The sequence below is a fragment of the Bacillus sp. RC252 genome (assembly GCF_044909215.1).
In the GTDB taxonomy this organism is placed as follows: Bacteria; Bacillota; Bacilli; order Bacillales; family Bacillaceae_G; genus Bacillus_A; species Bacillus_A mycoides.
In genome coordinates, this window is the sequence record NZ_JBIYDV010000006.1 from 92,657 (window position 1) to 119,457 (window position 26,801).

The following is a 26,801-nucleotide window of genomic DNA, read 5'->3' on the forward strand; positions in this document are numbered from 1 at the left end:
GTTTTTGTCCCATACAATGAGAATACGAAAAGTCTGTCTAATTGAAAGGACGTGACTATGTGGACGGTGAGTATACATTTTATAATGTTTCAGAGAGACATTTGAATTTTGATATGGTATTTAACCGTATTTGTAGTTTCATTGAAAAGGATCCGCGAAATTTATATCGATTATCTATTGGGACAGACTCACAAGCGCATCAAAAGGATACGAGGTTTATTACGGCGATACATATTCATCGTGTTGGAAAAGGAGCATGGGGATGTTTGCATCATAAATCAGTGAAAAATAAGCCAGCAACGTTGCGAGAGAAAATATATTTAGAAACACAGTTTAGTCAAGAAATCGCCTATCTATTTACTCCCAATCATATACAAGCGATATGGGATTTATTGCACCCATACGCTCAAGATGGAGCAGGATTCATAATGGAAATTCATTTAGATATCGGGAATGATGGTTTAACAAAAGAATTTATTTTAGATATGACGATGAAAATTCAAGCAATGGGATTAACAGCAAAAATTAAACCAGATGCTTATGCGGCATTTAGTTACGCAAACAGATATACAAAATAATGTGAAATGATGTCTATATATTCGCAGTCGTTAAGTATTTCTAACAAAAACTGAATATTACATCTGTTAAATAGACTGAAAAATTTATATAATGAGAGTGATGATGCGAGTGCAAGGAGAGGAGCATATGGAAAAGGAATTTGTTTTAACAAGAGAAGAAGAAAATTTATTGTTGGATATTCTGTTTCAGCAAAATTACGCGAGCGAAATTTTAGCGGTGGAGCTTACAGACATTGAGAATGGTTTAAAACAGACAGATGTGACGCAATATAAAAAAATTACAAGATTGTTTTACCGATTAAAAAATAAAGGGTATTAAGCACTACCGGAATGGTAGTCTTTTTTTTATGTTATATGCTAAAATAGTTATGTATTTTTATTTTTATTAGAAGAATGTCAGGACAAAATAATAATATGAAAACGCTATCATAAAATGTGAATAGGATCGGAGAATATTAGCAGGAAAAAGGAAAAATGGGGGATGTAACATGATTAGTATTCCGAAAGACGAGTTTCAACAAATTCTTGTGAAGGATTTAATGATTTCATCAGATAAAGTAGCACATGTACAAATAGGGAATGGTCTAGAACATGCTTTACTCGTTCTTGTGAAATCTGGATATTCGGCGATTCCTGTTTTAGACCCTATGTATAAATTACATGGGTTAATTAGTACTGCTATGATTTTAGATGGTATTTTAGGATTAGAGCGCATTGAGTTTGAAAGACTTGAGAATATGAAAGTGGAACAAGTGATGAAGGAAGAGATTCCAGTTCTTATGTTAGAAGATTCTTTTGCAAAAGCTTTAGAAATGACAATTGATCATCCTTTTATTTGCGCTGTCAATGAAGAAGGTTACTTCGAGGGTATTTTAACACGGCGGGCTATTTTAAAATTGTTGAATAAAAAAGTGAGACAGCATAATCGATAACGTAGGGAAAGTGACTTCACAGAAAAGGCGAAGTCACTTTTTTTCGTGCATATCAGTTGTGTATGTATTATATTTAAAAAGACATAAAGCATAAGAAAAGTTTGAACTAACAAACCGTTCTAATGTATAAAAGTATGCAATTAAATTAAGGATGAAATACTTATTAAAATTAGGTGTATGGAAGCTAAGGAAAGAGGGAGAAAGTTGCAAATTGATGATTTTCAAATGATGGTTGTGTTAGCTCAGGAATCAAATATGAGAAAAGCGGCGGAACGTTTATTTGTTTCCCAACCTGCGCTTAGTCAACGATTACAATCTATGGAGAAACAATGGGGAATGAAATTTTTTATTCGTTCACAAAAAGGATTAACAATTACACCTGAAGGGGAAAAAGTTGCAAATTATGCAAAAGAAATGTTACAACGGGAAGAGGGTATTAAAAGTGAACTGGCTCTTTTTAGAACCGAAACATACGGTACGTTAAAAATAGCTGTTGCATCAGTCATTGGGCAATATTGGCTTCCACCTGTTTTGAAAAAATTTGTGCATAAGTATCCTTCTGTGAAGATATCTCTGTTTACTGGCTGGAGTAGTGAAGTGCAAAAGCAATTTTATGAAGGAGACGTTCATGTTGCTATACTGAGAGGATCACAAGAATACAAAGGGCAGAAACAACAATTATTTGAAGATGAATTATATTTAGTTGATAAAGAAATAAAAGATATTTCGATGTTAAAAGAGACAAATAGACCATTTATTCAATTTAAAAGTGATTCGACCTACTATGGACAAATACAAAATTGGTGGTATGGATTATTTTCAAATCCACCTAAGCGAACGATTGTAGTTGACCAAATTGAAACGTGCAAACAGCTTGTTTTAAATGGAATAGGTTATGCTCTTTTACCTTCGACTGTTTTAAAAGAAGTGCAGGAAAATATGTATAAAACACCTGTTCAATTAACGAGAGAAACATGGTTATTGACGAGTGACTCGGCAAGGCAGTTGAAGCAAGTACAAGCATTTTTAGAAATTATAGAAGAAATTCAAATGGGAAAATAAGATTATTGTCTTGCTACTCGCTCTATCGTTTGGTAGAGTAACATTATAAATGGATTTAGGAGGCAACAAGAATGAAAATGATGGACGCTAACGAAATTATTTCGTTTATTCAAAACAGTGAAAAGAAAACTCCTGTAAAGGTATACATAAAAGGGGATTTAAAAGAGGTAACATTCCCTGAAACAGTACAAGCATTTGTAAATAAAAAATCTGGTGTATTATTCGGAGAATGGTCTGAAATTAAGACAATTCTTGATGAAAATAGCAAGCACATTGTTGACTATGTAGTTGAGAATGACCGTCGTAATTCTGCAATTCCAATGCTTGATTTAAAAGGTATTAAAGCTCGTATTGAGCCAGGCGCGATTATTCGTGACCATGTAGAAATTGGTGACAACGCTGTTATCATGATGAATGCAACAATTAACATCGGTGCTGTAATTGGTGAAGGTACTATGATCGACATGAACGCAGTGCTTGGTGGACGTGCAACAGTTGGTAAGAACTGTCACGTAGGTGCAGGTGCTGTACTTGCCGGTGTTATTGAGCCACCTTCTGCAAAACCAGTTATCGTTGAAGATGATGTTGTAATTGGTGCAAATGTAGTTGTTCTAGAAGGCGTTACAGTAGGTAAAGGTGCAGTTGTAGCAGCAGGAGCTGTTGTAACAGAAGATGTGCCTCCATATACAGTTGTTGCGGGAACTCCGGCACGTGTAATTAAAGAAATTGATGAGAAGACAAAAGCAAAAACTGAAATTAAACAAGAGCTTCGTCAATTAAACCCAGAGAAATAAAAAATAAAAAGCGTAAGAGCATGAATGTGCTCTTACGCTTTTTATAGATAGAGGTGCAAAAATGACAGTAAGCAAATTTGTCCAAGTTCGTAGAGATTTACATAAAATTCCGGAGATTGGATTTAAAGAGTGGAAAACACAACAGTATATTTTAGATTATATAGGAACGCTTCCTAATGAATATTTGGAAGTGAAAACATGGAAAACAGGTGTAATTGTTAAAGTAAATGGAAAAAATCCAGAAAAAATAATAGGTTATCGTGCAGATATAGACGGTCTACCAATTACAGAGGAAACTGGATATGAATTCTCTTCTGTCCATGAAGGAATGATGCATGCATGTGGACATGATTTGCATGCAACAATCGGTTTAGGACTTCTAACAGCGGCTGTAAGCGAAAGAATAGATGATGATCTTGTGTTTATATTCCAACCAGCTGAAGAAGGTCCAGGTGGTGCACTTCCTATGTTAGAAAGCGATGAGTTAAAAGAATGGAAGCCTAATATGATTCTTGGACTTCATATTGCGCCTGAATACTCTGTGGGAACAATCGCGACAAAAGAAGGTTTATTATTTGCGAATACATCAGAGCTATACGTTGATTTAAAAGGAAAAGGTGGACATGCTGCATATCCGCATACAGCAAATGATATGATTGTTGCAGCGAGTCATCTCGTTACACAACTTCAATCAGTTATTAGTCGTAATGTGAACCCTCTTGACAGTGCGGTAATTACAATTGGGAAAATTACAGGTGGTACAGTTCAAAACATTATCGCAGAAAAGTCTCGTTTAGAAGGAACAATTCGAACGCTATCAGTGGAATCAATGAAACGTGTTAAAAGCCGAATTGAGGCAATTGTTGCGGGAATAGAAGCTTCTTTTCAATGTGAAGCTGTTATTGACTACGGAGCGATGTATCATCAAGTGTATAACCATGAGGAGCTAACGAGAGAGTTTATGCAATTTACACGTGAACAAACGAATATGGACGTAATTACGTGTACGGAGGCAATGACAGGTGAAGACTTTGGTTATATGCTTCGAGAGATACCTGGATTTATGTTTTGGCTTGGAGTAAATTCAGAATATGGTTTACATCATGCGAAATTAAAACCAGACGAAGAGGTTATTGAGAAAGCAATTGTATTTTTAAATCAATATGTGAAGTGGAAGGGAAATAGAAAGTGAACTTACTCGCTAATTGTGCAATAGTTTAGAGTGGGGACTTCTTAGTTCAGAGACGAAAACATCTTTCGTATTCGTTAGTGTTAGACATCTTCATACAAATGAGTAAAGTTAAATTTGACGTCTTAATAATGAGCAGGGGGGTTTTTAGCCACTGCTCATTATTAATTATTGCTAATAGGGAAGATAATTATTTAACTACCCTATATATGTTTACTTTTAGTATGAAAAGTGTGTAAAATCAATGTGATACATAGAAAAAAGGGTGGGGAATTACGTGCAAATTAGCAGTGCGATTTTATGTTTCGTCTTATATGCATATGTTATTATTGCGGCGGTTTATTTTGGGATAAGTTTTTACGCCTATCGTTTAGCAAATAATAGTGAATATGAAGAAACATACAAATGGGTGAAAAGATATTTGTCACCTGTACTAGAAATTATGAATGGATTTGTTCTTTTTTTATTTATTGGATTAATTGCTTTCTCAACGAGTTTAGTAGGTAATAAGACTACGTTATTTGTACTAGGTATCATTATTTTTATGCTATTAGGAATTCGGATTGGTAATACGGTGTTTTGGAACGAAAGGAAAATAGATGGTTGGACAGGGATGTTTATTCCATGTATGTTAGCTGCAATTGTGACGAATATAGAACATGAATATTATCAATTACATTTTTGGCTTATCATTGTTTTAACAATCCTCTCTGTTTTGTATATAAGTACTGTCGTGCTAACATACATCGCAAATGAAAAAGGAGATGCAAAAGGTGCGCACTTCTTTAGAGGGCGTGCATTATTATGGAGTGTGCCGACGATGGCAGTTATAGGAATTATTGCGATATTAGTAAATGGATATCAATTTACTAATTGGCAATTGTTTTTAGAAACTTGGTGGATCTTTATTGTTTCGCTTGTAGCTTTTTTAGGCGCAACACATTATTTATTCCATCAACATCATTACATATTGGCACTGTTATTCGCATTTACACAACTTTTATTTGCTTTTTTCGGACAAGAAACGCTATTGTTCGTTTTTGAAACATTTAGTTCATTTGGAAATATATTTGTATTTGGTATGTTAATTTTCGGTATCGCGTTTTACTTACAACAGTATTTTTATATGCAAAAACAAAAATAAGAAGTATATACAGGTTTTTGTAGCGAATTTAAAGTATGTTACAATAAAAGTACATAGTATTTGATGTTATTGGAGGAATTCCTGTGGGCGAAAAAGAGAAAGAATTTGCTGTTATTGGGCTTGGCCGTTTTGGTGGAAGTATTTGCCGTGAATTAGCTCAATTAGGTATGGAAGTAATGGCAATTGACTCAGATGAGGATAAAATTAATGAGTTTGCAAATATAGCTTCGCATGCTGTAATTGCAGATTCAACAGATGAGATGGTATTAAAAAGTCTTGGTATTCGTAATTTTGATCATGTAGTCGTTGCTATTGGAGATAATTTGAATTCAAGTATTTTAACAACGTTAATTTTGAAAGAATTAGGTGTGAAAAATATTACTGTAAAAGCTCAAAATGACTATCATGAAAAAGTGTTAAGTAAAATAGGGGCAGATCATATTGTGCATCCAGAACGAGATATGGGAAAAAGGATTGCTAATAATATCGCATCAAGTAATGTGTTAGATTACCTAGAGCTTTCAGATGAGCATAGTATTGTAGAGATTATCGCAAATAAAAAAATTGATGGGCACTCTTTAATTGAATTAGATATTCGTGCGAAGTTTGGTTTGAACATTGTAGCAATTAAACGTGGAAAAGAAGTTATCGTATCTCCTCGAGCTACAGAAAATGTTCAGGCGGGAGATATATTAATTGTAATTGGTCATGACGATGAAGTAGATCGTTTTAAGCATTTTTTAAGATAAGAGAAAAGGACAATGCCGAGGAGGCATTGTCCTTTTTCTTATATTTCCATAATGATTGGTAAAATCATTGGACGACGTTTCGTTTTTTCGTATAGGAATGGTGCTAATGTGTCTGTAATCTCATTTTTAATTTCAGACCATTGTGTTGTTTTTCGCTCCATTACTTTTTCTAAATGTGTTGTAATTAATGTTTGAGCATCGTTGATTAAATCGCTGCTTTCACGCATATAAACGAAACCACGCGAGATGATATCAGGTCCTGCTGCAACTTTAAATTCTTTCATATCAATGCTTACAACTACAATAACAAGTCCTTCTTCAGAAAGAATGCGACGATCACGTAATACGATATTACCTATATCTCCAATACCATTTCCATCGATATAGACAGAGCCAGATGGGATTTTCCCAGCTACACTTGCTTCATCAGAACGTAAAGCAAGAACATCTCCATTATCCATAATGAAACAATTTTCTTCTGGAATACCACAATCATTCGCTAATTTCATATGCATACGTTGCATACGATATTCACCATGAATTGGCATGAAATATTTCGGCTTAATAAGACGTAGCATTAACTTTTGTTCTTCTTGTCCACCGTGTCCACTCGTATGAATATTTGAGAGTTTACCATGGATTACATCAGCACCAGCGCGGTACAACATGTTAATTGTACGACTTACACTAATTGTATTGCCTGGGATTGGTGAAGAAGAGAAAACAACTGTATCGCCAGGGATAATTTGAATTTGACGATGTGTACCATTGGCAATACGTGAAAGTGCTGCCATCGGCTCCCCTTGACTACCTGTACATAACATAACAACTTTATTAGCTGGTAGGCGGTTTAGCTGAGCTGTGTCTATGAATGTATCCTTTGGACACCGGATATAACCAAGGTTTTGTCCGATTTCAATAGCCGCTTCCATACTTCGACCGAATACAGCTACTTTACGATTGTTTTCAACAGCAGCCTCAACAACTTGTTGTAAGCGATGGATATTCGATGCAAAGGTTGCGAATATAATACGACCGTCTACTTTGCGGAATATATCTTGAATACTATCACCAACGCGGCGCTCAGACATCGTAAAGTTTGGTACTTCACTGTTTGTACTATCAGATAAGAGACAAAGTACACCGTCTTTTCCGATTTCGGCCATTTTTGTTAAATCTGCTGGCTCACCTACTGGTGTGAAATCAAATTTGAAATCACCTGTATGAACGACTTGTCCTTGAGGTGTTTTCACAACAACTCCGTATGAATCCGGAATACTGTGAGTTGTACGGAAGAAGGAAACAGATGTCTTTTTAAATTTAATAACATCATCTTCTTGAACTTCATAAAGTTTTGCTTTACGAAGTAATCCGTGCTCTTCTAATTTGTTTTTTATTAGGGCAATTGCTAATTTTCCGCCGTAAATTGGAATGTTTACTTGACGTAATAGATAGGGAATTCCACCGATATGATCTTCGTGACCATGTGTAATGAATAACCCTTTAATTTTATCTTCGTTTCGCACAAAATAAGTGTAATCTGGTATTACATAATCGATCCCTAGGAGTTCGTCTTCTGGAAATTTAATTCCAGCATCAATTATAATAATTTCATCTTGAAATTGAACAGCATATGTATTTTTACCGATTTCACCAAGACCACCGAGGGCAAAAACGGCAGCTTGATCATTTTTTAGGAATTTCATATGACTATACGATCTCCGCTAATATTAAATCAGCGTTTTGTTTTTCATATTCAAGATGAGCACCAGTAACAGACTGAACGAACTCGATATTATATGCGAACTTATTTAATTTTTTACGAACATCCTTTTGAGACGTAGCCTCTAAATATAAAACTTTTGTATTTTCACGTACTGGGACCTCAGTTAATTTTTCTTGATAAAATACTTTAAAAATCATTGGGAAAACCTCTCCTTGTCTATGTTTTGCATTATCTGTTACTTATTATAAAGCAAACAGTCATGATTTTCATGTTTTTTCGAATGAGAATGAAGAAAAAGCCCGAAATGGGCACAATTTAAGCGATTGTCTTCTTACGGACTAAATCGTTTAAATAACGCTTGAGCTTTTTCTTCAGCTTCTTCAGCATGATTACTCCTTCCTTTCCTTATTTTAAACATGCATATTACTAATGATAACTCCGTCTCTCATACAAGAAAGAAGATTAGAAGTGAATAGTGAATCTTGTTCTTTTTAGTATAGTGTAAGTTATCTTGTAGTAACGATTAGTAGCCGTTAGTTATAGATATAGTATGAGGAAGAATAGAAAAGAAAATTCATCCGAACAAGTATCCACATTTTTTCACTAATAGTATATGCACATTTCATAAATAAGGTCAGAAAGTGAACGCTTTCTTCACAGATGTTTAATATGTTATACTTTTTTTTGAAATTTGAAAAGTGATAATCAAAATAGGAATATAGAGTGCCAGAAAGGATTTTGACAAATGAATGATAAAATTGTCTTTTTTGATATTGATGGAACATTATTAGATCATGATAAGAAAATTCCGCAATCTACAAGAGATGCAGTAAGAGATTTACAAGAAAAAGGTGTGCATGTAGCGATTGCGACAGGGCGTGCGCCATTTATGTTTGAAGATATTCGTGAGGAACTCAATATACATAATTATGTTAGTTTTAACGGGCAGTATGTTGTATTTGAGGATGAGGTATTATTTAATAATCCATTACATCCGGATGCTCTACATAAGTTTACTCAGTTTGCAAAACAAGAAGGATATCCACTTGTATATCTTGACCATCAAGAAATGAGAGCGTCAGTGGAATATCATGATTATGTAAAAGAAGGTTTTGGAAGCTTACAATTCGAGCATCCGGCATATGAACCTGATTTTTATGAGAAACGCGATATTTATCAAACACTTCTTTTTTGTGAAGTAAACGAAGAAGAAAAGTTTATTCATCATTATCCAGATTTTCATTTTATACGCTGGCATGCATATTCAATGGATATTATTCCTAATGGTGGTTCTAAGGCAAAAGGGATTGAGAAGTTTATTGAGAAAATAGGATTTAATCGTGAACAAGTATATGCATTTGGGGACGGATTAAATGATTTAGAAATGATTGAAGCAGTAGGAACGGGCATTGTGATGGGGAATGGTCATGAGGATTTGAAAAAACTTGCTAATTATGTGACAAAAGATGTTAATGAAGACGGTATTTATCACGGATTAAAGTGGGCTGGCTTGTTATAAGTAAGTGTGGAACCCATTTCATATAATGAAAAGGCGGAAGGTTAACTTCCGCCTTTTTACTATTATCGCTCGAGAGGTTTTGAATCATCGGGAGCCACAAATGGATTGTCTTTATTAATATGGTCATAGAACATAACACCGTTTAAATGGTCGATTTCATGTTGGAATACAATTGCTGGTAAACCTTTTAATCGCAGTTTTACGTCTTCACCGTTAATCGTTGTTGCCTTTACTGTAATTCTCGTGTAACGAGGGACATAACCAGGTACTTCACGGTCTACAGATAGACAGCCTTCGCCATTTTGTAAATATGTACGTTCAACAGAATGACTAATGATTTTTGGGTTAAATAATGCGTAGCTATATAACGTATCGTTCGTATCAGTTACATGAACCGCAATCATTTTCTTTGAAATACCGATTTGCGGAGCCGCTAATCCGATTCCGGGGCGTAAATTATATTTTTCAGCCATTTCAGGGTCCTGGCTATTTATTACAAATTCAATCATTTCTTTAAGAGTATTTGTATCTTCCTCACTAGCAGGTAAGGAGACCTCTTCTGCGACGTTGCGCAAAATAGGATTTCCTTCACGAATTACCTCATTCATTGTAAGCATATGTAATCTCTCCTTTCTCCTTTAGTCTACCAAAGGAGATAAAAAAAGTCATCGGCAAGTAAGGAAGAGCTACTTGGAAACAAATCTTCTACAGATAAGTTATGTAATAAAAAGAAAAGACGGCAAAGCCGTCTGTTTCTTTCCATAGTTGTTTCATTTTACATTAATTAGCGAATGCAAGCAGCACCAACGATAATTAAAAGGATAAACAACACAACGATTAAGGCGAAGCCGCTTCCAGATCCGCCACAAGAACCGCCATAACCGTAGGAAGGATATGAACAAGTTGTTGGATAGCAATATGAGTATCCGTACATGAGATGACCTCCTTTATCATTTCCCGCTAATACTGCGGTTACTATAATGTATGGAGGAATGATCAGAAATGTATAGGTAATTACCTATAAAAGGAAGAAGTGTTTGTATAATTTTCTTGAGAAGAGAGAAAAACTAAGGAGAATTAAATCGTTTACATATTATTCTAAGAGAAAAAATAAGTTAAAAAGGGAATAATATAACAGCAGGTTATTGCTTACTAATACAGATGTGAAAAATAAAAACACGTTTGTGTAGAGGAAACCGGCATATTATTTATAAAAAAACGTATTCAAAGTAATTGACATCGTAATTAGAATAGTTGTAAACTAAAAAACGTGATCAAGATTGTATTAATATGTTTTTGAAAAAACATTAGTACAGATTGTTAGTTACACAAAATTATTCTCAACCGACAAACAAATTTGTTGGTTTACATTGTTGCGCTTTCAGTCTAGCTAATAGATAGTGAAAGCGTTTCAGAATATGGTTCAAGAGAGGAAGAGGTGAACGGAATGGGTACTAAAACAAAAAAGACCCTATTTAATGTTGATGAGCAAATGAAAGCTATCGCAGCTCAATTTGAAACATTACAAATTTTAAATGAAAAAGGCGAAGTTGTGAATGAAGCAGCTATGCCTGAATTATCTGATGATCAATTAAAAGAATTAATGCGCCGTATGGTGTATACTCGCGTACTAGATCAACGTTCTATTTCTTTAAACCGTCAAGGACGTTTAGGTTTCTACGCACCAACTGCTGGACAAGAGGCTTCTCAATTAGCAAGTCATTTCGCACTTGAAGCAGAAGATTTCATCTTACCAGGATATCGTGACGTTCCACAATTAGTGTGGCACGGTCTACCATTATACCAAGCATTCTTATTCTCTCGTGGACATTTCATGGGTAACCAAATGCCTGAGAATGTAAATGCACTTGCTCCACAAATCATTATCGGTGCGCAAATCATCCAAACTGCTGGTGTTGCGTTAGGTATGAAATTACGTGGTAAAAAATCTGTTGCAATTACTTACACTGGTGACGGTGGTGCTTCACAAGGTGACTTCTACGAAGGTATGAACTTTGCGGGTGCATTCAAAGCTCCAGCAATCTTCGTTGTACAAAACAACCGTTATGCAATCTCTACTCCAGTAGAAAAGCAATCTGCAGCTAAAACTGTAGCACAAAAAGCAGTAGCAGCAGGTATTTACGGAATTCAAGTAGACGGTATGGATCCATTAGCTGTATACGCAGCAACTGCTTTCGCTCGTGAGCGCGCAGTAAATGGCGAAGGTCCTACTTTAATCGAGACTTTAACATTCCGTTATGGTCCACATACAATGGCTGGTGATGACCCAACTCGTTACCGTACAAAAGATATCGAAAACGAATGGGAACAAAAAGATCCAATCGTACGCTTCCGTGCATTCTTAGAAAACAAAGGCCTATGGTCTCAAGAAGTTGAAGAGAAAGTTATCGAAGAAGCAAAAGAAGATATCAAACAAGCAATTGCTAAGGCTGACCAAGCTCCAAAACAAAAAGTTACTGATTTAATGGAAATCATGTACGAAAAAATGCCTTACAACTTAGCTGAACAATATGAAATTTACAAAGAAAAGGAGTCGAAGTAAGCCATGGCTCAAATGACAATGATTCAAGCAATCACTGATGCTTTACGCGTTGAAATGAAAAATGATCCTAACGTACTTGTGTTTGGTGAAGACGTTGGTGTAAACGGCGGAGTATTCCGTGCTACTGAAGGTTTACAAGCTGAATTCGGTGAAGATCGTGTAATGGATACTCCACTTGCAGAGTCTGGTATTGGTGGACTTGCAGTTGGACTTGCACTTGAAGGCTTCCGTCCAGTTCCAGAAATCCAATTCTTCGGTTTCATTTATGAAGTAATGGATTCAGTTTCTGGTCAATTAGCTCGTATGCGTTACCGTTCTGGTGGACGTTGGACTGCTCCAGTAACAATTCGTTCTCCATTCGGTGGTGGTGTTCATACTCCTGAACTACATGCTGATAGCTTAGAAGGATTAGTGGCACAACAACCTGGTCTAAAAGTTGTTATTCCATCTACTCCATACGATGCAAAAGGTCTTTTAATCTCTGCGATTCGTGACAACGATCCAGTTATCTACTTAGAGCATATGAAATTGTACCGTTCATTCCGTCAAGATGTACCAGAAGGTGATTACACAATTGATTTAGGCAAAGCTGACATCAAACGTGAAGGTACAGATGTATCTGTTATCGCTTATGGTGCTATGGTTCATGCTGCATTAAAAGCTGCTGAAGAACTTGAAAAAGAAGGTATCTCTTTAGAGGTTGTTGACTTACGTACAGTTCAACCATTAGATATCGAAACAATCATCGCTTCTGTTGAAAAAACAGGCCGCGTAGTTGTAGTTCAAGAAGCTCAAAAACAAGCCGGTATTGCAGCTAACGTTGTAGCGGAAATTAACGACCGTGCAATCTTAAACTTAGAAGCTCCAGTTGTACGTGTTGCAGCTGCTGATACAGTATTCCCATTCTCTCAAGCTGAGAGCGTATGGTTACCAAACCATAAAGATATTGTTGAAGCTGTTAACAAAGTAATGAACTTCTAATTTTTAGTTTTTCATGTGCAAAAGAAATCAGCACATGCTGGTTTCTTTTGTACATATTCCATAATAATGAAATGAATCAGGGGGCTGAATTCCGTGGCATTTGAATTTAAACTACCAGATATCGGTGAAGGTATCCACGAAGGTGAAATCGTAAAATGGTTTATTAAACCAGGCGATGAAGTAAATGAAGACGATGTACTTCTTGAAGTACAAAATGATAAAGCAGTAGTAGAAATCCCTTCTCCTGTTAAAGGTAAAGTACTTGAAGTACTTGTAGAAGAAGGAACAGTTGCAATTGTAGGAGATACATTAATTAAATTTGATGCTCCTGGATACGAAAACCTTAAATTTAAAGGTGACGATCATGATGAAGCTCCAAAAGCTGAAGAAGCAGCAGTAGAAGCTCCAGCAGCGGAAACTACTCCAGCAGCAACTGCAGAAGTAGTAAATGAGCGTGTAATCGCTATGCCATCTGTTCGTAAATATGCTCGTGAAAAAGGTGTAGATATTCATAAAGTAGCTGGTTCTGGTAAGAACGGCCGTGTTGTGAAAACTGACATCGAGGCATTTGCAAATGGTGGACAAACTGTAGCAGCAACTGAGGCTCCAGCAGCAGTAGAAGCTACTCCAGCAGCAGCGAAAGAAGAAGCACCAAAAGCACAACCAATCCCAGCTGGTGAATATCCAGAAACTCGTGAGAAAATGAGTGGTATCCGTAAAGCGATTGCGAAAGCAATGGTTAACTCTAAGCATACAGCTCCTCACGTAACATTAATGGATGAAGTAGATGTAACAGAACTTGTTGCTCACCGTAAGAAGTTCAAAGCTGTTGCAGCTGACAAAGGTATTAAATTAACTTACCTTCCATACGTTGTAAAAGCTTTAACATCTGCATTACGTGAATTCCCAATGTTGAATACTGCTTTAGACGATGCTTCTCAAGAAATCGTTCATAAACATTACTTCAACATCGGTATCGCAGCTGATACAGACAAAGGTCTATTAGTACCAGTTGTTAAAGATACAGATCGTAAATCTATCTTTACTATCTCTAACGAGATCAATGAACTTGCTGGTAAAGCACGTGATGGTCGTTTAGCTCCAACTGAAATGAAAGGTGCTTCTTGCACAATTACAAACATTGGTTCTGCAGGTGGACAATGGTTCACTCCAGTTATCAATCACCCAGAAGTAGCAATCCTTGGTATCGGCCGTATCGCTGAGAAACCAGTTGTGAAAAACGGTGAAATCGTTGCAGCTCCAGTATTAGCATTATCTCTAAGCTTTGACCATCGTTTAATTGACGGCGCAACTGCTCAAAAAGCATTAAACCAAATTAAACGTCTATTGAATGACCCACAATTATTAGTAATGGAGGCGTAATAACAATGGTAGTAGGAGATTTCCCAATTGAATTAGATACAGTCGTTGTTGGTGCAGGTCCTGGTGGATACGTTGCGGCAATTCGTGCAGCACAATTAGGTCAAAAGGTAGCGATTATTGAAAAATCTAACCTTGGTGGCGTATGCTTAAACGTTGGATGTATTCCTTCAAAAGCGTTAATCAATGCAGGTCATCGTTATGAGAATGCAATGCATTCTGATGACATGGGTATCACTGCAGAGAACGTAAAAGTTGACTTTACAAAAGTTCAAGAATGGAAAAATGGCGTAGTTAAGAAATTAACTGGCGGTGTTGAAGGCCTTCTTAAAGGTAACAAAGTTGAAATCATTCGCGGTGAAGCTTACTTCGTAGATGCTAACACATTACGCGTAATGACTGAAGATGCAGCACAAACTTATACGTTTAAAAATGCTGTTCTTGCAACTGGTTCTACACCAATCGAAATTCCAGGATTCAAATACTCTAAACGTGTTATCAACTCTACAGGCGCTTTAAGCTTACCTGAAATTCCTAAAAAACTTGTTGTAATCGGCGGCGGTTACATCGGTATGGAATTAGGTACTGCATATGCTAACTTCGGTACAGAAGTTACTGTAGTAGAAGCTGGCGACGAAATCTTAGCTGGTTTCGAAAAAGCTATGAGCTCTGTTGTTAAACGTGCTCTACAGAAAAAAGGTAACGTAAATATCCATACAAAAGCTATGGCTAAAGGCGTTGAAGAAACAGAAACTGGCGTAAAAGTTAGCTTTGAAGTTAACGGTGAAATCCAAACTGTAGAAGCAGATTACGTATTAGTAACTGTAGGTCGTCGTCCAAACACTCAAGAAATCGGTCTTGAGCAAGTTGGAATTAAAATGACTGACCGTGGCATTATCGAAATTGATGAGCAATGCCGTACAAATATTTCAAACATCTATGCAATCGGTGATATCGTTCCTGGACCACCATTAGCTCACAAAGCTTCTTACGAAGGTAAAGTAGCTGTTGAAGTAATTAGTGGCCATGCATCAGCAATCGATTACATCGGAATTCCTGCAGTATGCTTCACTGATCCAGAATTAGCATCTGTTGGTTACACTAAGAAACAAGCTGAAGAAGCAGGAATGACAGTAGCTGTATCTAAGTTCCCATTCGCTGCAAATGGTCGTGCGTTATCATTAAACAGCACTGACGGTTTCTTACAACTTGTAACGCGTAAAGAAGATGGTCTTCTTGTAGGTGCACAAGTTGCAGGTGCAGGTGCTTCTGATATTATCTCTGAGATTGGTTTAGCTATCGAAGCTGGAATGACAGCTGAAGATATCGCTCAAACAATCCATGCTCACCCAACATTAGGTGAGATCACAATGGAAGCAGCTGAAGTTGCTCTTGGAATGCCAATTCACATTGTAAAATAATTTAAGTAATGTAAATACCCCATCTCTTATTTAAAGAGATGGGGGTATTTTTATTTTCATGAAATGACTTGCAAGGTCTTTATATGTACTTGTCGAATGAATATATAATACTTTAAATGAACCGTTAGCATATATGCCGTTATATAATATGTAATTGATTCAAACTTAATCCCATATATTAATAAAATAGAGCATGTCAAAGGAGAAGGTTCCATGAGAATATTACATGTTATATTTTATCATTTTCTATTATGGAGTGGTTTTTCCATTGTATTAACATTATCGAATGGTGATAAGTTTCATTATAAAGTAATTCTCTTTTTCGTATTTCTTTATTTGGCATATGTGATTGCATGTTTTGTATTACACGTAAGAAAGCAGGCGTTATTCCTTACGTGTTCAAATTGCATACTTTTTTTAATCATATTCTCTATTTTTTAAATTAACGTTTATAGAAATACATTGTTCTTCCATTAAATAGTTGTAACTCTCCTTCTAATTTCTTCGCTAGAAAACGGCTAAATTCATTTGCTTTTCCTTTATCACCAAATGTTGCTGTAGTAGGCAAAGAAACCTGAATAAAAGATTGTTCCTTTTCTATTCCAATCCCAACATAAATAGAATCATATCGATCGTGACTCGATTGGAGTTTTAATGTTGTTGCTGATGTATCTAATATTTCATAAGGAAAAGCTGTATTTGTATAAGCATAATTAATTTGATCACCAGTCTTGGAAGTAACGGTTTTATAGTTATGAAAAAGGTGTTTAACATCTTCTATTGAAACAGATTGTTGATTGGATTTAGGTACAAGTGTGATAAAGGCGTGTTGCATACAAATTCCCCCTTAACTTAGTAGAATAATATCATTCTACATCCTACTGAATTTTTTGACAATTAAAAGGAGTATTACTTTTTTTGTTTAATATATTAATGAGTAGGAAGTGTTATTTAGAAAGGTGGAAACTCATGTTTGAAAAATTGTATGATGAGCATGAAAGTGTGAAGGTACGATTTTTAGGATTTATGACGCATGATACACGTTATGATTTTGGAGTTATTTATACAAATATGTTTTTTGGAAAGCCACTTATTGTTTGTATGCAAACAGGGAGATCTACTTTGCTTGGGAGAGATGATGTAGAAAATGTTCCATATATACAGGAAACTTTTAAGTTAGGATCGGAAGAGGAGGCGGAGGAGTTAGCTCAGTTTTTTAAATTTCTTGTTCCGTCTACTTCTTTGCATGCGGAGTATGAAGAATAATTAACAAGAAACAGTCGTACGTATGAGATATGGCTGTTTTTTTGTGTTAATATCGCATACTAATTTAATTTTAAAATATTTAATGTGTTATACTAAAAACCTATTGACGTAAAAAGTATAACATATTAAAATAAAGACAGAAAGTTAAGCGGTTACAAAAGTTTTTGGGATTATAAACTTAGGGGGAAATGAAAAATGGGAACAATCGTATGTCAAGATTGTGAAGGTACAATTGCACACTTCGAGGATGAGAAAGTAACGGTACTTTACGGGAAATGTGGATCTTGCGGATGTGATCACACAGAACATACAAAAGCCCAATAATTGATAGGAAATTGACAGCTAAAAGTTTTTAGGACCATAAACTTAGGGGGAAATGAAAAATGGGAACAATCGTATGTCAAGTTTGCGAAGGAACAATCGGACATTTTGAGGATGAGAAAACGACAGTACTTTATGGGAAATGTGGTTCCAATTGTGACTGTGCTAGTAGAGACAATGCGAAAGCTTAATCATATATAAGTAGATTATTCTTAAAACTCAGGGGGAAATGAAGATGGGAACAATCGTATGCCAAGTTTGTGAAGGAACAATCGCACATTTTGAAGATGAAAAATCAACAGTACTTTATGGGAAATGTGGATCTCATTGCGAATGTGACCATAAAGAACATACAAAAGCTTAATAATTAAGAAAAAACGCCTACACATGTAGGCGTTTTTTTAATAGATTGTAGTTGTATGTCCGACTGTTGCAACGATTGCATCATCTCTAATAGGAATAAATCCTATTGATGTTTGTGGCGTGTTAGGAGGGGCGTATTGACTCATCATACGGCTATCAATACGAGTAATAAAATCGGTTAAATAAGCTGAAATAAAAGCATAAGGAATCCTTCGTTCATTTAATGAATAAATAATTTCCTCTTTCGTTTTTACGCCTACGCCATGTCCGTAAAAAAAGAAGTTTCCTAGATAGATTGTATTTTCTCCTTGCCACTCAATCGTAGCTGGATTAACTTGTGGGTTTTTAAAGTAAACGAGGTCACCTGGAACGATATCGCCACTCGTTTTTGTTATGAGCTTTAAGTCGCGATCGTAGTCCCATGTATAAAGTAAGAGGTTTGCGAATAGACGGTTGAAAGTTTTTTCCTCATATAATGATAGTAATGCTTTGTAAAAAATGATAATCATTGCGGTGGCACATTCAGTTCCATATAGTTTTCCGTTTTTAAAAATATCTTGGATGGCAATGGAAGGGGCTATGTTTGGGAGTAGTTGAAATCCGCCAAGTGATGTTCTTTCCCAAAACTGAGGGTTGCAAAAAGATTGTTGAAACGTACGAAACTGAAATCCACTTTGAAAAAGTTCTAGCGCGGAAGTAATAATATTAACTCGTAAATTAAGATCAAAGCTGAGTTCATCGGCTGTTCGGAAGGAATAAACTTCTTGATTTCCCGCCATTATGGATAAAATCTGTTGTTTTTCAGCTGCAAATGGCTCATATTCATTTGTGATATAAGGGTGTACAATAGAACGGCCTATCACAATCATAATGGTATCCCCACCTATACGTTACAGATTTCGCGATACGGGAAAGCCTATATTGGACTTTAGACATAGGATGAAAGTATCGCTTTTTCATAGAAAAACATTTATCCCGCTATTTGCGGGCAGTAAGAATTCCACCTCAAAATTCGGCTGGAGCCCTGCTGCCCGTAAACGCCCGATTGGTGAAGGCTAATAATTAGTGGGGATGAACAAAACCCCACTGATTAAAGTTTCACTTTATATTTTGGTAGACTTTAACTACAGACAAGTACAAGTCTTTAAAACGCCAATGTGTTCTTTGAAAAAAGATAGCATAGGGAGTTCGATAGCCGAATTCAAGCTATCGGTAAAATGATATGTGTCGTCAAGAACAAGACGCTAAAACACCTGAACACGAATCTGTACGGTATGGTATAAGTACCGTAGCTCACGAACCTATACGGTCTGTTGTGAGAGTGGTGATGGCACACCGCAATTCTTGCACGTCAGCGATACCAGAAATGGACTTCGCCTTAGGTAGCAAGAATCCCACTGATGTTAGTCAGCTTGCCCCATTAGGGTGGGAATGTCAAATTCTTTAGTATCGTATGAAAAAAAGAGAAAAAAGGTGAAAGAAAAGCCTATCAACTGATAGGCTTGTACTCTTTAATAACACGTAATGTTTGTAATGTCATATCTTCAGGACCTTGTACAGGTAACCCAGCTTCTAAATTTTTAAGAATATACTCTAAGTTATCTTGTGTAATAATTTCCCCCGGAGTAAAGATTGGAATCCCTGGCGGATAAACCATAACAAAATCAGCTATAATACGACCTGCTGCGTTTTCAAATGGAATGACTTCTGTTTCTGAATAAAAAGCATCTCTAGGAGAAAGTGCTAGCACAGGTATTTCAGGTATTTCTACTTGTACTTGAACACCTTTGTCTGCTCTATTTCTATATGTTGCTGCTAAATCTTGTAATGCTGTAATAAGTGTATCTGTTTCACTTTCTGTATCTCCAAATGTGATAAGACAAAGTATGTTATATAAATCAGAGAGTTCTACTTCAATGTTGTAATGTTCTCTAAGCCATACTTCAGCCTGATGGCCTGTAATACCTAAATCTTTTACAGATACAATTATCTTTGTAGGATCATAGTTAAAAGTAGCATCTGTTCCTAGCATTTCTTTTCCAGGACAATAAAGATGCTCAATAACATTTATAGCATCACGAACATGCTCAGCTAATTGTATTGTTTGTTCTATGAGAGCTGTTCCTTCTGTAGCAAGACGTTTTCTAGCAACATCAAGGGATGCTAACAAAATGTAAGAAGTTGATGTAGTCGTAAGCATGCTAATAATGGATTGGACATGCTTTACGTTCACAAGACCTTCTTTTACATTAAGAATAGAGCTTTGGGTTAAAGACCCACCTAATTTGTGAACACTTGTTGCTGCCATATCTGCACCTGCTTGCATAGCTGATATTGGTAGTTCATCATGAAAATGGATATGAACACCGTGAGCCTCATCAACAAGTACAGGAATATCGTAAGAATGAGCTAATTCTACAATCTGCTCTAAATCTGCAGCAAACCCAAAATATGTTGGATTTATAACAAGTAAGCCTTTCGCATCTGAGTGCTCTTCAAGAGCCTTTTTGACAGATTGAATTGTGATCCCATGTGAAATACCGAGCTTCGGATCAATCTCAGGATGCATGAAAATTGGTTTTGCACCTGAGAAAATAATAGCTGACATTACTGATTTATGCACATTCCGTGGCACGAGGATTTTATCCCCAGGACCGCACACGCTCATCACCATTGTCATAATTGCACCACTTGTACCTTGAATAGAAAAGAACGTATGATCTGCACCGAAAGCAGCGGCTGCTAAATCCTGTGCTTCTTTAATCATACCTTTTGGATGATGTAAATCATCGAGCGGCGCAATATTAATTAAATCAATTGCTAATGCATTATGCCCAATAAATTCGCGAAATGTAGGGTCCATGCCCTGTCCTTTTTTATGACCAGGAATATGGAATTGAACTGGATTTCGCTTACTGTGCTCAACTAAAGCGGTAAACAATGGTGTTTCGTATTGGGACAATCTATACACCCCTTCTTCTTCGTAATATTTATTAGAGTTTGTTTTATATGATTTCATCTCATTCTAAAAGGAAATTAAGATGACAAACTTTTAGAACTTGACTTGTTTTTCTGCCATTCGCAAAAGCCTTTTTGGGGATGGTAGTCTCACTTTATTCTCTATAAAACAAAAGCATTATATCACCAATAATTATAGATGTATAGAAAAATCGCATTTTCAAGGTGAGTATGTTTAATAGTTATATTTTAAATACTGCAAAGAGGAAGACAATTCCATTGAAATGGATAAATGGTGTATAATGCAGAGTGGTTATAGTGAAGAATAAAAGGCTGTCTTAAAGGTAGCATAATGGAAAAAGAAAGAATACTGAATGAGGTGCAAAAATGGAATATCAATATCCACTTGATTACAATTGGTCAAATGAAGAAATGGTAGCAGTTGTAAAGTTTTATGAAGCGATTGAAAAGGTATACGAAAAAGGAGTTTTGAGAGAAGATTTGATGGAATTATATCGTCGTTTTAAAGAGATTGTGCCATCGAAGGCAGCGGAGAAAAAAATTGATAAAGAATTTCAAGAAGTAAGTGGATATTCTATATATCGTACGATTCAAAAAGCAAAGGAAGTAGCAGAAAAAAAGATTGTTAAAATGTAAAAATATTTTGAAAAATAAAATATGAAGTGCTATAATGTGATAACAACTAAAAACGGACAATATAAATTGTCCGTTTTCTACTATCGATTACAAAGTGCATATAAAGGAAGGAGTGGTTGCATCGTAGATTCAATCTTAGCAAGGAATTGTTCGTGGGTCATTGCTGAAAACTCCTCTGGTGATATATGAATACCGACTAATAACTCTGCTTTTTTCACAGTAGCTAAACGTTCAATCATCTTTTGTAAGTCTTCCGTTTCAAGCGTTTTATGTAGTTTTACACCTGGTTTAGTATGGTCAATGGACCAAACGAAGTCATTTGGAATATTTGTTTTTAAATCATTTAAATGTTCTAAGAAGGCGTGAGCCGTCTCCACTTTTTGTGGACACTCATAGATTAAACCAAAGTATATGAAGGCGTGAGTACCCCATAAACCAATTTGAAAGTGTGGTAACATTTTATATCCACGTTTATTTGTTGAAAAAGCAACCCAAGTATCGTTTGGTGGATTGACTTTGCGGCGTGCATGTTTTGCTACATGGTAGAAAAAGTTTTCATCAGTTTGTTGTGATAAATATTCTGCAAATTGTTCCCCTAAAGCTTCTAGCTTAGGATGAATATTCGTTTTAATTGCGCTCATTCGTTCTTCAAGACCATCAACAGTAAAGACTTCAAAATCAGTTGATGTGAATGTTTGTAGTGTCATGATTGTTCCTCCAACTCCTATTTTGTTTTAATTTTAGCATAGCTTGTACTATTCATAAAAAAAACATCACAAAAAAATTTAAATAAAAAAATATAATTTTGTTGCATAGATGATTTATCCAACATAGTATAGTATAAAACAAAAAATCAGAAAATTGAATCAATTCTAGTCCGAGGGCAGACGAATATTGGGAGGAGGCAAAAAAAATGAGACAGGTGATTAATGCGTTAAAGAGAACAGATGCTGAAAAGAGAATTCCGGTGCTACGTTTGGAGCTAGATTATGAATTAGCAACTTTATATGATGCGATGATGGATAACGACAAACAGAAAAAAGAAGAGTGCGTACAAAAATTAGAAGTGTTAAGACTTGAAATGATCCGTTTAGAAGCGTAATAATAGTATATGTATAAATAATTAGTTGGTGCGAACCTTATAAAGGGTTCGTTTTTTCTGTGAACAGTATAGATCGGAGTGTTTAAACATGCAAGAAGTATGGAAAGACATCGATACACACGCGAAACAGTGGATTCGAGAAGCTGGAGAACATTTAATGGCGTCACTGAAAAAAACACTTATTATAGAAACAAAGTCAAATGCAGCTGATCTAGTAACAAATATGGACCGAGAAACGGAGCAGTTTTTAATTGGGAAAATTAAAGAAACATTCCCACATCATAATATTTTAGGAGAAGAAGGCTACGGAGATGAGATTACCTCTTCTAATGGGGTTGTTTGGTTAATTGATCCAATTGATGGCACGATGAACTTTGTTCATCAAAAAAGAAATTTCGCAATCTCAATCGGGATTTATGAGAACGGTATCGGAAAGATTGGTCTTATTTATGATCCAGTTCATGACGAACTATATCATGCGGTAAAGGGAGAAGGGGCTTTTTGCAATGATTTAGCTATTCCCATGTTGGAAAAAGGAACGGTAGAGCATGGAGTTATAGCTTTGAATGCGATATGGCTTACTGATAATCCATTGCTTAATATGGAAAAAATGATGATGCTCGTTAAGAAGGCGAGAGGTACGAGGTCATATGGTTGTGCAGCGTTAGAAATGGTATATGTTGCCACGGGAAGATTAGACGCATATGTAACACCGCGCTTATCGCCATGGGACTTTGGCGGGGGACAGATTATTGTAGAGGAAGTTGGCGGTAAAGTGACAACGTTCTTGGGAACGCCTCTTTCTATTGTAGAGAAAAGCAGTGTGTTAGTTGCAAAACCAGGAGTATACGAAGAATTATTACCATTTGTATCGCAATAATGAAAAAAAGTAAGAGGCATAAAGAAGCTTCTTACTTTTTAATGTTATTGCGATTTACGCATTTTTCTTTTTGTTACAAAACCGTATCCAACTGTAACAAATGTGCCGATAATGCAAATAATAATGCCGATGGGACTATTTTCAGCAATCATAATTCCGATACCAATTAAGAAGATAACACCGATAATTGCTGTTAATAAAAAGCGATATTGAATGTGTTCCATTTCTTCACCCTCCAATCTTATTTTACTTTCACAAAAGTAAGAATACAACTATATTTTCATTCTTGATTTTATTTTGATTGCCATTGTATCCCCTTCGCTCTTATAATAGAGAAGGATTAAAAAGACATTAGGAGTTGGACATGTTGAAAAAACGACAAGATTTACGAAATATAGCAATTATTGCCCACGTTGACCATGGTAAAACAACACTTGTTGACCAGTTATTACGTCAAGCGGGGACGTTCCGTGCGAATGAACATATTGAAGAACGCGCAATGGACTCAAATGATCTAGAAAGAGAACGTGGTATTACAATTTTAGCGAAGAATACTGCGATTCACTATGAAGATAAAAGAATTAACATTTTAGATACACCTGGTCACGCTGACTTCGGTGGAGAAGTAGAACGTATCATGAAAATGGTTGATGGTGTTCTACTTGTAGTTGATGCATATGAAGGTTGTATGCCACAAACACGATTTGTTTTAAAGAAAGCTCTTGAGCAAAACTTAACGCCAATCGTTGTTGTAAACAAAATTGACCGTGACTTCGCTCGCCCTGATGAAGTAGTTGATGAAGTAGTTGACTTATTCATCGAACTTGGTGCAAACGAAGATCAATTAGAGTTCCCAGTTGTATTTGCATCAGCAATGAACGGAACAGCAAGCTTAGATTCAAATCCAGCAAATCAAGAAGAGAATATGAAATCATTGTTTGACACAATTATTGAACATATTCCAGCACCAATTGATAACAGCGAAGAGCCACTTCAATTCCAAGTAGCACTTCTTGATTACAATGACTATGTTGGTCGTATCGGGGTTGGACGCATATTCCGTGGTACAATGAAAGTAGGACAACAAGTTGCATTAATGAAAGTTGACGGAACTGTAAAACAATTCCGTGTAACTAAATTATTTGGTTACATTGGATTAAAACGTCAAGAAATTGAAGAAGCAAAAGCTGGAGATTTAGTAGCTGTTTCAGGTATGGAAGACATTAACGTAGGTGAAACGGTATGTCCGGTTGAGCATGAAGAGGCTTTACCACTATTACGTATTGATGAGCCAACACTACAAATGACATTCCTTGTAAATAATAGCCCGTTTGCAGGTCGTGAAGGTAAATTCATTACTTCTCGTAAAATTGAAGAGCGTCTTCGTTCACAATTAGAGACAGATGTAAGTTTACGTGTAGATAATACAGATTCTCCTGATGCATGGATCGTATCTGGACGCGGAGAGTTACATTTATCTATCTTAATTGAAAACATGCGTCGTGAAGGTTATGAACTACAAGTATCTAAGCCAGAAGTAATTATTAAAGATGTTGATGGCGTAAGAAGCGAGCCTGTAGAGCGCGTACAAATCGATGTGCCTGAAGAATACACTGGTTCTATTATGGAATCAATGGGCGCACGTAAAGGTGAAATGTTAGATATGGTGAATAACGGAAATGGTCAAGTTCGCCTTACTTTCATGGTTCCGGCACGTGGTTTAATTGGTTACACAACAGAATTCCTAACATTAACTCGTGGTTACGGTATTTTAAACCATACATTTGATTGCTACCAACCAGTACATGCTGGACAAGTGGGTGGACGTCGCCAAGGTGTTCTAGTTTCACTTGACACAGGAAAAGCATCACAATATGGTATTATGCAAGTTGAAGATCGCGGTGTAATCTTCGTTGAACCAGGTACAGAAGTATATGCTGGTATGATCGTTGGAGAACATACACGTGAGAATGATTTAACAGTTAACGTTGTAAAAATGAAACAACAAACTAACATTCGTTCTGCGACGAAAGATCAAACTTCATCAATGAAAAAACCACGCTTAATGACTTTAGAAGAGTCATTAGAGTACTTAAACGATGATGAGTTCTGTGAAGTAACTCCAGAATCAATTCGTCTACGTAAAAAGATTCTTGATAAGAGTGAGCGCGAAAGAGCTGCTAAGAAAAAGAAATCTGTTGAAGCATAAAATAATAGAACAGCTACCTTTTATAAAGGTAGCTGTTTTTTTGTTTTTTGTTTATTTTTTTAGAATATTTACTCTTTTTTGTGGACAGTATTTTTTTTGCGAGTTACTCTTGTATTAAGTACATAAAGAGAATTTGTTTCATGAGAAGGGGTGAAAGATAGTGTTAGAAAGAATGTCATTTTTCGCGAAACTTTGTAAAGTTGATGAAAATCCAGAGTTAGGGATGTGGTTGCTTTATGGAACAATAATTTTATTAAGTGCACTTGTATATAATTTAGGATTTGCAAGGAAGCTATCGGTACTAAAAAATATAGTGATATATATTTCTTTAGCAATTGGATGCACGGTATTAACTTTTTTTGCAGTTTTTTTACCCGTTGGAGAGGGGCTCGTTGTAGCGGCAATTGTACTTGGAATTTATAGACTGCGTTTACGTCAAGCTAAACAACAAAAAACAGGGTGAAAAAAGGAGGGGCTTTCATGCGCTCAGTACAAGATGCATTATATAATTGGTTAACAATTAAAACGGTTGCGGAAGCACGTCCAGATGATAGAGCTGCACAAGAAACGTATGTATTATTTCAAAATATGATATATGAAGAGCATAAATTACGAAATGTAGAAGTTGAAAAGAACGAGGAAATGTATTTGATTACATATGAAATTGATGGAGAAATAAGGTGTGCAAGATTTCCGGTAGAAGCCATTGATTGTTTTTTGGATCAGATGAATCGTGAACCAGAAAAATACAAATAAGTCCTTATCTATATGATTAAGGACTTATTTCCGGTTTACCAATCGTCTTCTACTTTTTTATCACGATATAATCGGAAATTACCACTCGCATGGCGTTCCGTAGTACGCTCTGCAATTCGTTCCGTACATTCCATGCACATATATGTATGAATAGGGCGATTACGCAGTTTTTTTGCCATAGGATTTTCGTCATCTAACATATCTTTTTTATCACAAATCATACATTTGACTCTCATTTCGTCACCTCAATA

General features: G+C 36.0%; 34 protein-coding genes. 24 read left to right on the forward strand and 10 right to left on the reverse strand.

Annotated features, from left to right (window positions below):
- Window positions 1-59 precede the first annotated feature (59 nt).
- The 8 genes from ABH960_RS10370 (at window position 60) to ABH960_RS10405 (ending at window position 6,448) form a co-directional block, all read left to right on the forward strand.
- Window positions 60-578: a ribonuclease H-like YkuK family protein gene (locus ABH960_RS10370; RefSeq protein ID WP_002088343.1), complete on the forward strand. Its 519-nt coding sequence runs from the start codon at window positions 60-62 to the stop codon at window positions 576-578.
- A gap of 127 nt (window positions 579-705) precedes the next feature.
- A complete protein-coding gene (abbA, locus tag ABH960_RS10375; protein ID WP_002145987.1) occupies window positions 706-897 on the forward strand; it encodes an antirepressor AbbA in 192 nt (63 codons plus the stop codon).
- Between the two features lie 169 nt (window positions 898-1,066).
- Complete coding sequence (gene cbpB, locus ABH960_RS10380; RefSeq protein ID WP_002066926.1) at window positions 1,067-1,510, forward strand: cyclic-di-AMP-binding protein CbpB; 444 nt, start codon at window positions 1,067-1,069, stop codon at window positions 1,508-1,510.
- Window positions 1,511-1,687: 177 nt separating this feature from the next.
- A complete protein-coding gene (locus tag ABH960_RS10385; RefSeq protein WP_003191095.1) occupies window positions 1,688-2,572 on the forward strand; it encodes a transcriptional regulator CcpC in 885 nt (294 codons plus the stop codon).
- 71 nt (window positions 2,573-2,643) lie between these two features.
- Window positions 2,644-3,366 (forward strand): 2,3,4,5-tetrahydropyridine-2,6-dicarboxylate N-acetyltransferase, encoded by a 723-nt coding sequence (gene dapD, locus ABH960_RS10390; protein ID WP_002128886.1) that lies wholly within the window; start codon window positions 2,644-2,646, stop codon window positions 3,364-3,366.
- A gap of 61 nt (window positions 3,367-3,427) precedes the next feature.
- Window positions 3,428-4,558 carry an N-acetyldiaminopimelate deacetylase gene (locus ABH960_RS10395; RefSeq protein ID WP_404444916.1) on the forward strand — a complete coding sequence of 377 codons (1,131 nt, stop codon included), beginning with the start codon at window positions 3,428-3,430 and terminating at the stop codon, window positions 4,556-4,558.
- A gap of 274 nt (window positions 4,559-4,832) precedes the next feature.
- Window positions 4,833-5,699, forward strand: coding sequence for a hypothetical protein (locus ABH960_RS10400; protein WP_002014843.1), 867 nt, complete (start codon window positions 4,833-4,835; stop codon window positions 5,697-5,699).
- 83 nt (window positions 5,700-5,782) lie between these two features.
- Window positions 5,783-6,448, forward strand: a complete 666-nt coding sequence (locus ABH960_RS10405; protein WP_000504033.1) for a potassium channel family protein — start codon at window positions 5,783-5,785, stop codon at window positions 6,446-6,448.
- Between the two features lie 38 nt (window positions 6,449-6,486).
- Here the strand turns inward: ABH960_RS10405 and rnjA are convergent, their stop codons facing one another.
- Together rnjA and ABH960_RS10415 are read right to left on the reverse strand one after the other, a co-directional pair.
- Window positions 6,487-8,154, reverse strand: a complete 1,668-nt coding sequence (gene rnjA / locus ABH960_RS10410; RefSeq protein ID WP_404444920.1) for a ribonuclease J1 — start codon at window positions 8,152-8,154, stop codon at window positions 6,487-6,489.
- A gap of 4 nt (window positions 8,155-8,158) precedes the next feature.
- The gene (locus tag ABH960_RS10415) at window positions 8,159-8,371 is read right to left on the reverse strand and encodes a DNA-dependent RNA polymerase subunit epsilon (protein WP_000576436.1); all 213 of its coding nucleotides are present in this window, start codon (window positions 8,369-8,371) and stop codon (window positions 8,159-8,161) included.
- A gap of 548 nt (window positions 8,372-8,919) precedes the next feature.
- Between ABH960_RS10415 and ABH960_RS10420 the strand changes: the two genes are divergently transcribed.
- On the forward strand, window positions 8,920-9,693 hold the full coding sequence (locus ABH960_RS10420; RefSeq protein ID WP_002014845.1) for a Cof-type HAD-IIB family hydrolase: 774 nt from the start codon (window positions 8,920-8,922) through the stop codon (window positions 9,691-9,693).
- A 62-nt stretch (window positions 9,694-9,755) separates the two neighbouring features.
- Here the strand turns inward: ABH960_RS10420 and def are convergent, their stop codons facing one another.
- Window positions 9,756-10,310, reverse strand: a complete 555-nt coding sequence (gene def, locus ABH960_RS10425; RefSeq protein ID WP_404444924.1) for a peptide deformylase — start codon at window positions 10,308-10,310, stop codon at window positions 9,756-9,758.
- A gap of 167 nt (window positions 10,311-10,477) precedes the next feature.
- A complete protein-coding gene (locus ABH960_RS10430) occupies window positions 10,478-10,627 on the reverse strand; it encodes a YjcZ family sporulation protein (protein ID WP_002014847.1) in 150 nt (49 codons plus the stop codon).
- 513 nt (window positions 10,628-11,140) lie between these two features.
- Here ABH960_RS10430 and pdhA point away from each other — a divergent pair.
- From pdhA to ABH960_RS10455, 5 genes are all read left to right on the forward strand, one after another.
- Window positions 11,141-12,256 (forward strand): pyruvate dehydrogenase E1 component subunit alpha, encoded by a 1,116-nt coding sequence (pdhA, locus tag ABH960_RS10435; protein ID WP_000536893.1) that lies wholly within the window; start codon window positions 11,141-11,143, stop codon window positions 12,254-12,256.
- A gap of 3 nt (window positions 12,257-12,259) precedes the next feature.
- Window positions 12,260-13,237 (forward strand): pyruvate dehydrogenase complex E1 component subunit beta, encoded by a 978-nt coding sequence (gene pdhB / locus ABH960_RS10440; RefSeq protein WP_000068162.1) that lies wholly within the window; start codon window positions 12,260-12,262, stop codon window positions 13,235-13,237.
- A gap of 93 nt (window positions 13,238-13,330) precedes the next feature.
- The gene (gene pdhC, locus ABH960_RS10445; protein ID WP_113937181.1) at window positions 13,331-14,620 is read left to right on the forward strand and encodes a pyruvate dehydrogenase complex dihydrolipoyllysine-residue acetyltransferase; all 1,290 of its coding nucleotides are present in this window, start codon (window positions 13,331-13,333) and stop codon (window positions 14,618-14,620) included.
- A 5-nt stretch (window positions 14,621-14,625) separates the two neighbouring features.
- Window positions 14,626-16,038, forward strand: coding sequence for a dihydrolipoyl dehydrogenase (gene lpdA, locus ABH960_RS10450; protein ID WP_002014851.1), 1,413 nt, complete (start codon window positions 14,626-14,628; stop codon window positions 16,036-16,038).
- 213 nt (window positions 16,039-16,251) lie between these two features.
- Window positions 16,252-16,479 carry a hypothetical protein gene (locus tag ABH960_RS10455; protein WP_002088334.1) on the forward strand — a complete coding sequence of 76 codons (228 nt, stop codon included), beginning with the start codon at window positions 16,252-16,254 and terminating at the stop codon, window positions 16,477-16,479.
- A gap of 1 nt (window position 16,480) precedes the next feature.
- Here the strand turns inward: ABH960_RS10455 and ABH960_RS10460 are convergent, their stop codons facing one another.
- The gene (locus ABH960_RS10460) at window positions 16,481-16,873 is read right to left on the reverse strand and encodes a DUF1885 family protein (protein ID WP_002014853.1); all 393 of its coding nucleotides are present in this window, start codon (window positions 16,871-16,873) and stop codon (window positions 16,481-16,483) included.
- Between the two features lie 134 nt (window positions 16,874-17,007).
- On the opposite strand from ABH960_RS10460, the gene ABH960_RS10465 reads away from it, so the two are divergent.
- The 4 genes from ABH960_RS10465 (at window position 17,008) to ABH960_RS10480 (ending at window position 17,989) form a co-directional block, all read left to right on the forward strand.
- Window positions 17,008-17,304: a DUF3055 domain-containing protein gene (locus ABH960_RS10465; RefSeq protein ID WP_000462037.1), complete on the forward strand. Its 297-nt coding sequence runs from the start codon at window positions 17,008-17,010 to the stop codon at window positions 17,302-17,304.
- 195 nt (window positions 17,305-17,499) lie between these two features.
- A complete protein-coding gene (locus tag ABH960_RS10470; protein WP_000536778.1) occupies window positions 17,500-17,628 on the forward strand; it encodes a GapA-binding peptide SR1P in 129 nt (42 codons plus the stop codon).
- A gap of 59 nt (window positions 17,629-17,687) precedes the next feature.
- Window positions 17,688-17,816: a GapA-binding peptide SR1P gene (locus ABH960_RS10475; RefSeq protein ID WP_002033839.1), complete on the forward strand. Its 129-nt coding sequence runs from the start codon at window positions 17,688-17,690 to the stop codon at window positions 17,814-17,816.
- A gap of 44 nt (window positions 17,817-17,860) precedes the next feature.
- Window positions 17,861-17,989 (forward strand): GapA-binding peptide SR1P, encoded by a 129-nt coding sequence (locus tag ABH960_RS10480; RefSeq protein ID WP_000536785.1) that lies wholly within the window; start codon window positions 17,861-17,863, stop codon window positions 17,987-17,989.
- 37 nt (window positions 17,990-18,026) lie between these two features.
- Here the strand turns inward: ABH960_RS10480 and ABH960_RS10485 are convergent, their stop codons facing one another.
- Complete coding sequence (locus ABH960_RS10485; RefSeq protein WP_002066931.1) at window positions 18,027-18,857, reverse strand: protein-glutamine gamma-glutamyltransferase; 831 nt, start codon at window positions 18,855-18,857, stop codon at window positions 18,027-18,029.
- Between the two features lie 620 nt (window positions 18,858-19,477).
- Window positions 19,478-20,950, reverse strand: coding sequence for an arginine decarboxylase (speA, locus tag ABH960_RS10490; protein WP_002142966.1), 1,473 nt, complete (start codon window positions 20,948-20,950; stop codon window positions 19,478-19,480).
- A 383-nt stretch (window positions 20,951-21,333) separates the two neighbouring features.
- Between speA and ABH960_RS10495 the strand changes: the two genes are divergently transcribed.
- Window positions 21,334-21,603 (forward strand): UPF0223 family protein, encoded by a 270-nt coding sequence (locus tag ABH960_RS10495; RefSeq protein WP_002066915.1) that lies wholly within the window; start codon window positions 21,334-21,336, stop codon window positions 21,601-21,603.
- Between the two features lie 80 nt (window positions 21,604-21,683).
- Here ABH960_RS10495 and ABH960_RS10500 read toward each other — a convergent pair whose 3' ends face one another.
- Window positions 21,684-22,310 (reverse strand): YktB family protein, encoded by a 627-nt coding sequence (locus ABH960_RS10500; protein ID WP_404444936.1) that lies wholly within the window; start codon window positions 22,308-22,310, stop codon window positions 21,684-21,686.
- Between the two features lie 206 nt (window positions 22,311-22,516).
- Between ABH960_RS10500 and ABH960_RS10505 the strand changes: the two genes are divergently transcribed.
- Window positions 22,517-22,705, forward strand: a complete 189-nt coding sequence (locus ABH960_RS10505; protein WP_002121995.1) for a hypothetical protein — start codon at window positions 22,517-22,519, stop codon at window positions 22,703-22,705.
- Window positions 22,706-22,793: 88 nt separating this feature from the next.
- Window positions 22,794-23,585 (forward strand): inositol monophosphatase family protein, encoded by a 792-nt coding sequence (locus ABH960_RS10510; protein ID WP_002138115.1) that lies wholly within the window; start codon window positions 22,794-22,796, stop codon window positions 23,583-23,585.
- Window positions 23,586-23,629: 44 nt separating this feature from the next.
- Here ABH960_RS10510 and ABH960_RS10515 read toward each other — a convergent pair whose 3' ends face one another.
- Window positions 23,630-23,809, reverse strand: a complete 180-nt coding sequence (locus ABH960_RS10515) for a DUF5325 family protein (protein WP_000400127.1) — start codon at window positions 23,807-23,809, stop codon at window positions 23,630-23,632.
- A 140-nt stretch (window positions 23,810-23,949) separates the two neighbouring features.
- On the opposite strand from ABH960_RS10515, the gene typA reads away from it, so the two are divergent.
- From typA to ABH960_RS10530, 3 genes are all read left to right on the forward strand, one after another.
- On the forward strand, window positions 23,950-25,794 hold the full coding sequence (typA, locus tag ABH960_RS10520; protein ID WP_404444940.1) for a translational GTPase TypA: 1,845 nt from the start codon (window positions 23,950-23,952) through the stop codon (window positions 25,792-25,794).
- A 160-nt stretch (window positions 25,795-25,954) separates the two neighbouring features.
- Window positions 25,955-26,257, forward strand: coding sequence for a YlaH-like family protein (locus ABH960_RS10525; protein ID WP_002014795.1), 303 nt, complete (start codon window positions 25,955-25,957; stop codon window positions 26,255-26,257).
- A 17-nt stretch (window positions 26,258-26,274) separates the two neighbouring features.
- A complete protein-coding gene (locus ABH960_RS10530; protein ID WP_002014793.1) occupies window positions 26,275-26,550 on the forward strand; it encodes a hypothetical protein in 276 nt (91 codons plus the stop codon).
- 35 nt (window positions 26,551-26,585) lie between these two features.
- Here ABH960_RS10530 and ABH960_RS10535 read toward each other — a convergent pair whose 3' ends face one another.
- The gene (locus ABH960_RS10535) at window positions 26,586-26,786 is read right to left on the reverse strand and encodes a YlaI family protein (RefSeq protein WP_002088318.1); all 201 of its coding nucleotides are present in this window, start codon (window positions 26,784-26,786) and stop codon (window positions 26,586-26,588) included.
- Window positions 26,787-26,801: the final 15 nt, after the last annotated feature.